At 56.5% G+C, this 7086-nt stretch carries 6 protein-coding genes; 3 read left to right on the plus strand and 3 right to left on the minus strand.

What is annotated here, in order from left to right; translation table 11 throughout:
• Positions 1-46: 46 nt before the first annotated feature.
• The gene (locus ENTMO_RS0115410) at positions 47-1780 is read right to left on the minus strand and encodes a potassium/proton antiporter (RefSeq protein ID WP_010432754.1); all 1734 of its coding nucleotides are present in this window, start codon (positions 1778-1780) and stop codon (positions 47-49) included.
• Positions 1781-1877: 97 nt separating this feature from the next.
• Positions 1878-2792: a muramoyltetrapeptide carboxypeptidase gene (gene ldcA, locus ENTMO_RS0115415; RefSeq protein WP_010432756.1), complete on the minus strand. Its 915-nt coding sequence runs from the start codon at positions 2790-2792 to the stop codon at positions 1878-1880.
• A 107-nt stretch (positions 2793-2899) separates the two neighbouring features.
• Between ldcA and emtA the strand changes: the two genes are divergently transcribed.
• Positions 2900-3511: a membrane-bound lytic murein transglycosylase EmtA gene (gene emtA, locus ENTMO_RS0115420; RefSeq protein WP_010432759.1), complete on the plus strand. Its 612-nt coding sequence runs from the start codon at positions 2900-2902 to the stop codon at positions 3509-3511.
• 35 nt (positions 3512-3546) lie between these two features.
• Here emtA and ycgR read toward each other — a convergent pair whose 3' ends face one another.
• Positions 3547-4278, minus strand: a complete 732-nt coding sequence (gene ycgR, locus ENTMO_RS0115425) for a flagellar brake protein YcgR (protein ID WP_010432762.1) — start codon at positions 4276-4278, stop codon at positions 3547-3549.
• A gap of 206 nt (positions 4279-4484) precedes the next feature.
• Here ycgR and ENTMO_RS0115430 point away from each other — a divergent pair, with 206 nt between their 5' ends.
• On the plus strand, positions 4485-4739 hold the full coding sequence (locus ENTMO_RS0115430; RefSeq protein ID WP_010432765.1) for a GlsB/YeaQ/YmgE family stress response membrane protein: 255 nt from the start codon (positions 4485-4487) through the stop codon (positions 4737-4739).
• A gap of 115 nt (positions 4740-4854) precedes the next feature.
• Positions 4855-6957, plus strand: a complete 2103-nt coding sequence (locus tag ENTMO_RS0115435) for a TonB-dependent siderophore receptor (protein ID WP_010432769.1) — start codon at positions 4855-4857, stop codon at positions 6955-6957.
• The last annotated feature ends 129 nt before the right edge of the window (positions 6958-7086 follow it).

Here is a 7086-nt window from a genome sequence, read left to right on the forward strand (position 1 = left end):
TCGAACGTAGGCCGGGTAAGCGTAAGCGCCACCCGGCAAAAAAACACTACTCCACGTCCTCTTCCCTCGGTCTCACGCCGACTTTGCGCACCGCGTTATCCTCTTTCTCGGCGACCGTCCAGATCATCCCGGCAAATTCCACCTGGTCACCCACGACGGGCGCGGCGCCCAGTAGTTGCTGAATGATATCGCCCAGCGTTTGCTGCTTGTCGCGGTACTCAAGCCCCTCATCCAGCCCGTAAATCAGCGCCACATCCGCAAACTTAGCGCTGGCTTCGAGAATAAAATCGCCGAAGAACCGCTGGTCCAGCGCGACAGGAGGCGACTGGCTGAACAGTTTGCCCAGCGCGGGCAGGTCGCGCTCGCGGCCAATGACGCACAGAATATCGCCTTCGCGCAGGCGGGTGCTGCCGGTAGGGTGCAGAAGGGCATTATCGCGGAACAAGGCGGCAATGCGCGTTTCGGCGGGCATATGCAGATCGCGCAGTGAGGCCCCCACGCACCATTTGTCGGCGCTGAGCTGGTAAACAAACTGCTCCCACGGGTTTTCCGGGTGAATATCCAGCCCCACGCGGGAGACTGGCCAGCCAACGGGCGGCACCACCACTTTGGCCTTTTTCGCCGCCCACCCGAGCGACGTCCCCTGGAACAGCAGCGAGATCAGCACCACGAAGAACGCCACGTTAAAGAACAGCCGCGCGTTGTCCAGACCGGCCATCATCGGGAACACCGCAAGGATAATCGGCACCGCGCCGCGCAGGCCCACCCAACTGATGAACACCCGTTCGCGCAGGTTGAAGCCGCGAAACGGCAGCAGACCCGCGAACACCGAGAGCGGACGGGCGAAGAAGATCATCCACGCAGAAAGCAGCAGCGCCGGAACGGCGATCGGCAGCAGGTCGGATGGCGTGACCAGAAGGCCCAGTACCAGGAACATGCCGATCTGCGCCAGCCACGCCAGGCCGTCGAAGTTCTGCAAAATGGCATGGCGGTTACGGATTGGCCGGTTGCCCATCAGGAAACCGCAGAGGTAGACGGCGAGAATGCCGCTGCCGTCAAGCGCGGTGGTGACGGCAAAAATCAGAATTCCGCCGCTCAGCGCCAGCAGGGGGTAAAGCCCCGCGGGCAGCGAGATGCGGTTGATCATCTGCTGTAACAGGTATCCCCCCGCCAGGCCGATAACAATCCCCAGCCCAAACTGCTGCAGTATATGCCAGGCGAACATCCAGCTTAATCCGGTTTCGTGTTGCTGAATCATCTCAATCAGCGTGATGGTGAGAAACACCGCCATCGGATCGTTACTGCCGGACTCAATCTCAAGCGTTGAGCCGACGCGCTCGTTTAGCCCTTTACCGCCAAGCAGGGAAAATACCGCAGCGGCGTCGGTTGAACCGACAATCGCGCCGATCAGCAAACCTTCCATGAGATTGAGATGGAAAAGCCACGCGGCCATCATCCCGGTGAGGCCGGAGGTAATCAACACGCCGACTGTCGCGAGCGACAGCGCAGGCCCTAAGGCGACGCGGAAAGAGCTCGCCTGGGTGCGCATCCCGCCGTCCAGCAGGATCACCGCCAGCGCGAGGTTACTCACCATGTAAGCGAAAGGGTAATTATCGAATGGGATACCGCCGATGCCATCAATGCCAGCCAACATGCCGATGGCAAGGAAAATAACAAGAATAGGTATGCCGAGACGTGATGAAAATGAACTCAATAAAATACTGCTGGTTACAAGCACAGAACCCAGAATGAAAAGGCTGATTATTGCTGCGGCATCCAATGTTGTCGTACTCCCACCTCAATGTTAACGCTGTTATTAAAACCCTAACATATTAACGACAGGAACAGCGTTTTATTGAGGCGGTTTAAGCGCTTTTTTATGCCTTTAAGACCGGATGGCCGCTGAGAGTGAGCCGACTGCCTGAATTATTATGCGTCAGCGTCGCCCGAGCGCCCAGCGGCAGGGTAACGGTCTGCTGCTCATGGCCAAAATCAAGCCCCGTAATCACCGGAATGTCCAGCCGCGAACGGATGAAATCAACCATCGTCTCAAGGGAGTAGCCTGCATCATAGTCATTCGGTGCCGATCCGCTAAAGCTGCCGAGCACGATGGCGGACTGTCGCCCGAGAATGCCCGCATGGTAAAGCTGGAGCAGCATGCGCTCGACGCGGAACGGATGCTCGTTGATATCTTCCAGCACCAGGATGCCATCCTCAATCTGGGGCAGCCACGGCGTGCCAATCAGCGACACCAGCATCGCCAGGTTTCCACCCCAGAGCTGGCCTTCACATTCCCAGTGCGGCCCATTTCCCTGCCACTCAACGCTGTAGGTCGAATTTTGCAGCGCGCGCCAGAAATGTTCCTGGGTGAACGCATCCAGCTCCGGCGCGCCGAAGTTACCGGCCAGCATCGGGCCGCTGAAGGTAATGACGTTGTGCAGCGCCAGCAGGCCGAGCTGGATCGCCGTGAAATCGCTGTGTCCACAAATCAGCAGAGGATCCTGCTGCTGGCGTTTTGCCAGGCCTTGCCAGTCGATACTCTCCAGCAATCGGCTCGCGCCATACCCGCCGCGCACCGCAAGCACAATCTGGTCAGCGCCCTTCAGGTTCACCAGGTTATTGATATCATTCAGTCTCTGCGCCTCTGTTCCGGCAAAACGCTGCAGGCGGCGGGGGATAATAGTCTGATTTTCTACCCGATGGCCGGATTCCAGTAAGCGCTGAACGCCCCGCTGTGCCGCGTCCTGGTTGATGCAGTAACCCGACGGCGCGATGAGATGAAACTGAGACATGGCAATTCCTTGCTGAATGAGAAACTAATTGTCTATATCATGCCGCTTATACGCCGCCTGCTTCAAGAGGCGGCGCACTGCGATGACCGGCTATAAGGATAGATGACGTGAAATTGAGATGGTTTGCTTTTTTGATTGTGTTGCTTGCTGGCTGTAGTTCAAAACATGATTATCAAAATCCGCCCTGGAACCCGGAAGTGCCGGTGAAACGGGCCATGCAGTGGATGCCGATCAGCGAACAAGCCGGGAAGGCCTGGGGCGTGAGCCCGCGACTGGTTACGGCGATCATTGCCGTGGAATCCGGCGGCAACCCCACGCTCGTCAGTAAATCCAACGCGGTGGGGCTGATGCAGCTTAAAGCATCAACGGCAGGCAAAGAGGTCTACCGCTATATGGGCTGGCGCGGTCAGCCGTCGACCAGCGAGCTGAAAAACCCGGAACGCAACATCTCGATGGGAACAGCTTACCTGAGCATTCTGGAACACGGCGTGCTGAAGGGTATTGAAGATCCTGAAGTGATGCAGTACGCGCTGGTGGTCTCTTACGTGAACGGTGCCGGTGCGCTGCTCAGAACCTTCTCGTCCGACCGTAAAGAGGCGATTGAAGAGATAAACGACATGGACAAAGACGAGTTCTTTGAACATGTAGTGAAGAACCACCCGTCACCGCAGGCACCTCGGTATATCTGGAAAGTACAGAAAGCAATGGACGCCATGTAACGCCGTTGTCGGGCGGCCTCGCTGCCCGACGCCCCTCACAAGACTTTATTCGCCCGTTCCCGCGCCTCTCGCTCCAGAGAGAAGATGATGCGCTGAAGCTCGCGCTCTGCACCCGGCCCCACGTTGAGAAAGCGAAAGCTCAGACGGGGCGTGGAAATGGTCTCGTTCTTGCTGTCCACCACCTTACGCTCGCTGATGGCAATCAGCTGCGCATCGAAACAAAACCGTCCCCAGCCGCCCATATCCAGCTCAATCTGCGTGAATCGCATGCCTTCAACCAGCCCGTCAGGTTTTGGAGTATCCATCAGCGCGCCCATGCCGCCTAACGACAGGTCAAACAGGCGGAAGCGGATCTCTTTTTTATCCGGCATTTTTGCCCGACAAAAATAAGCGGGATGGAGCGGGGCGCTGATGCGGAAATATTCCCGACGCTGGACAAACCAGAGGTTATCAGGCAGCGGCGAGGTAAAAGCAGGCAGCCCCAGATATTCGCTCAGCTCCAGTCGCGGCAGAATAAATTCCACCTTTGCGCCGTGGGTTTCAGCCATCACCGCGATTTTTTCCGCCCGCTGTGCGGCGCGGTTCTCATGCTCCTGGCTGCCCAGGTCGACGATCAGACGGTCGGACGACACGTCGAGGATCTTGCTGATAAACTGATTGTTTGACCAACGCATGCGTAGCGGCACTTCACCTTTTTGCAGGTCGCGTAATACCCCTAATACAGCCAGCGGATTTTGTTTCAGGAACTGCTCACTGTAATTACTCACGCCAGATTGCTCCTTGATATTTGACAGACTGTCTCTGCGTTATCGGCAATCTGAAATGAAACTTAATACAAACCGGTGATTTTTTTTACTGGCCGCCGTAATTTAAGTCGGTGAGATGAAAATGATTTTCGGGCGATGACCTATACTTAAGTCACCAGCGCGGAAGGTTTTCCGTGCATGCGTTAAACCTGCAAGAGGGCATCGCTATGGGTATCATCGCCTGGATTATCTTTGGTCTTATTGCCGGCGCTATCGCCAAATTGATCATGCCGGGAAATGATGGTGGCGGCTTTATTCTGACCTGTGTACTCGGTGTGGTCGGGGCGGTTGTCGGCGGCTGGCTGGCAACGATGTTTGGCTTTGGCGGCAGCATCAGCGGTTTCGATCTTCACAGTTTCCTGGTCGCGGTGGTCGGCGCGATCGTTGTACTGGGCATATTCCGGTTACTCAGACGGGCATAACATGTTCACAAGCGGCTCTCACCTGAGGGCCGTTTTTTTTATCCGCTTATTGATTTGCTAATCGAAATGATAATAATTGTCGTTCCCAGTATTATCTATAACAAAGACGACAATTATGAATACCTCACGTTTTGCGTTATGTGCGTTGGCAGGAGCCGTGGCGCTGGCATTGCAGGCACAGGCTTTCGCCGAAGAATCGACTATCGTAGTTACGGGCGCAGAGCAGGGCAGCGCGCTTCCTTCATGGACGAACAGTGCGACCAAATCGGCGGTGGCAGAAAGTAAAACGCCGCAGGTGATCAATACCCTTTCTGAGCAGGAGATAGAAAAGCGTCATGCGAACTCCGTGAATGAAATCCTGCGCTATGCCCCGGGCGTCTCGACCGAGGTGAGGGGCAGTACCTCGTACATGAGCGAATACAAAATCCGTGGGTTTACCGTTGACCAGGAATTCTATAACGGTCTGCAACTGCCGTATAACGTCACCGGTAACACCAAAGCGCGCATCGATCCGCTGCTGATTGAGAGCGTTGATATTCTGAAAGGTCCCTCTTCAGTGCTGTACGGTGGCGGCTCGCCGGGTGGGCTGGTGAATATTCAAAGTAAGAAGCCGCAAAAAGCCTCCCGTACCGAGGTGGGTTTTAACACCGGCACCCGTAACCTGAAAGAGGGCTACCTCGATTCAACCGGGCAAATCGCTGACAGCGACTGGAACTACCGTCTGCTGGGGAAAGCGACGGAAAATGACGACCAGCCGCACACCACGCGCTACGAAAACTACCTCGTGGCACCGTCAGTGACCTGGCAGCCGGACAGCAAAACGCGTCTCACCATTGATGCACTGGCGCAAAATACGCCGAGCCTGTCGCCGTCCGACCCGCTGCCGCTCGCCTATCTGCGCTCGAGCTACGCCGATCGCCGGGACTATGCCGGGGACGAGTGGAGCGGATTCAAACAGCGCCAGTGGATGCTGGGCTACAGCTTTGAACATGAGTTTGATAGCGGCTGGGGCTTTCATCAGAAAGCGCGCTACTTCGACGTAGATACCCACCAGCGCAGCGTCTATTCAACCGGGCCAGGGAGCGAGGTCTATCAACTCAATCGCTTTGCTTACACCACGGATGAAGACCTTCAGAGCTTCAACATCGACAACCAGGTCACCAAAACGGTTGCGCTGGGGGAATGGAAACATCATCTGCTGGCCGGGTTTGACTATCAGAAGCTGAACTCGCACTTCCACTACCGATACGCCTCCTCAACACCGGGTATTGATATGCGTAATCCTGACTACGCGCAGATCGATGAAGGCGCGCTGGGGTTGTATACCGCCCAGAAAAACCGTCTGAGCTATCAGCAGAACGGCTATTACCTGCAGGATCAGGTGGAGTTCGGCGGACTAAATCTGCTGGGCAGCCTGCGCTATGACGATTACCGCTCCGTGACCACGAATTACCTGCAAAACGGCGACAAAGCGTATGTTTCTCAGGATCGGGTTACCAAACGTCTGGGGGCGCTTTACGCCTTCGACAACGGGATTTCGCCTTTCATCAGCTACTCGGAAGGTTTTGCACCGGTTTCGCCGCAGGGGACGCTCACGGCAAAAGACGTCAAGCCAACCACCAGCAAGCAGGTTGAGGGCGGGGTGAAATACCTGCTGGCGGACTACGCCACCACCTTTACCGCATCGGTGTTTAACATTCGCCAGAAAAATGTCGTCACCTCCGATCCCGGCTTCCTCAACTACCGTCAGACCGGGGAAGTGGAATCCAAAGGGGCTGAGCTGTCGGCGGTCAGCCGTCCGACGGATAACCTGACGCTGATTGCGAACTACGCTTACACCCACGCGATCAATACGGAAGATGATAAATACCAGGGCAAGCGTCCAACACAGGTGCCGGAGAATGCCTTTAACCTGTGGGGCGACTACACCTTCGACAGTACGCCGCTGAAAGGGGTGATGCTGGGGGCTGGCGCGCGCTATACCGGGCCGATGGAAATTTCACCGAATAACGATGCGGGCAAACTCGGCGGCACCACGCAGTACGATCTGGCGGCCTCTTACCGCATGGGCGAAGTCCTGCCGTCGCTGGAAGGGCTGACGGTTAAAGCCAGCGCGCAGAACATCACCAATAAAGAGACGCTGACCTGTTACGACGCAACCAACTGCTGGATTGGGCGTGACCGGACGTTCCAGCTAGGGGCGAGCTACAGCTTCTGATGAGCTTAACCCCTCTCCCGATGGGCTGAGGGTTTCCCACAAAATAATGGCTGCATGGATGACTCCCTCTCCCTTAAGGGAGAGGGCTGGGTTGAGGGGGGCCGGGTAAGGCGTAGCCGCCACCCGGCA

This window comes from Enterobacter mori LMG 25706, assembly GCF_000211415.1.
GTDB lineage: Bacteria > Pseudomonadota > Gammaproteobacteria > Enterobacterales > Enterobacteriaceae > Enterobacter > Enterobacter mori.

Coding starts and splice junctions, on each gene's coding strand:
- ldcA (WP_010432756.1), bottom strand. CDS start 2,792: ATGTCTCAGTTTCATCTCATCGCGCCGTCGGGTTACTGCATCAACCAG.
- ENTMO_RS0115435 (WP_010432769.1), top strand. CDS start 4,855: ATGAATACCTCACGTTTTGCGTTATGTGCGTTGGCAGGAGCCGTGGCG.
- ENTMO_RS0115430 (WP_010432765.1), top strand. CDS start 4,485: ATGGGTATCATCGCCTGGATTATCTTTGGTCTTATTGCCGGCGCTATC.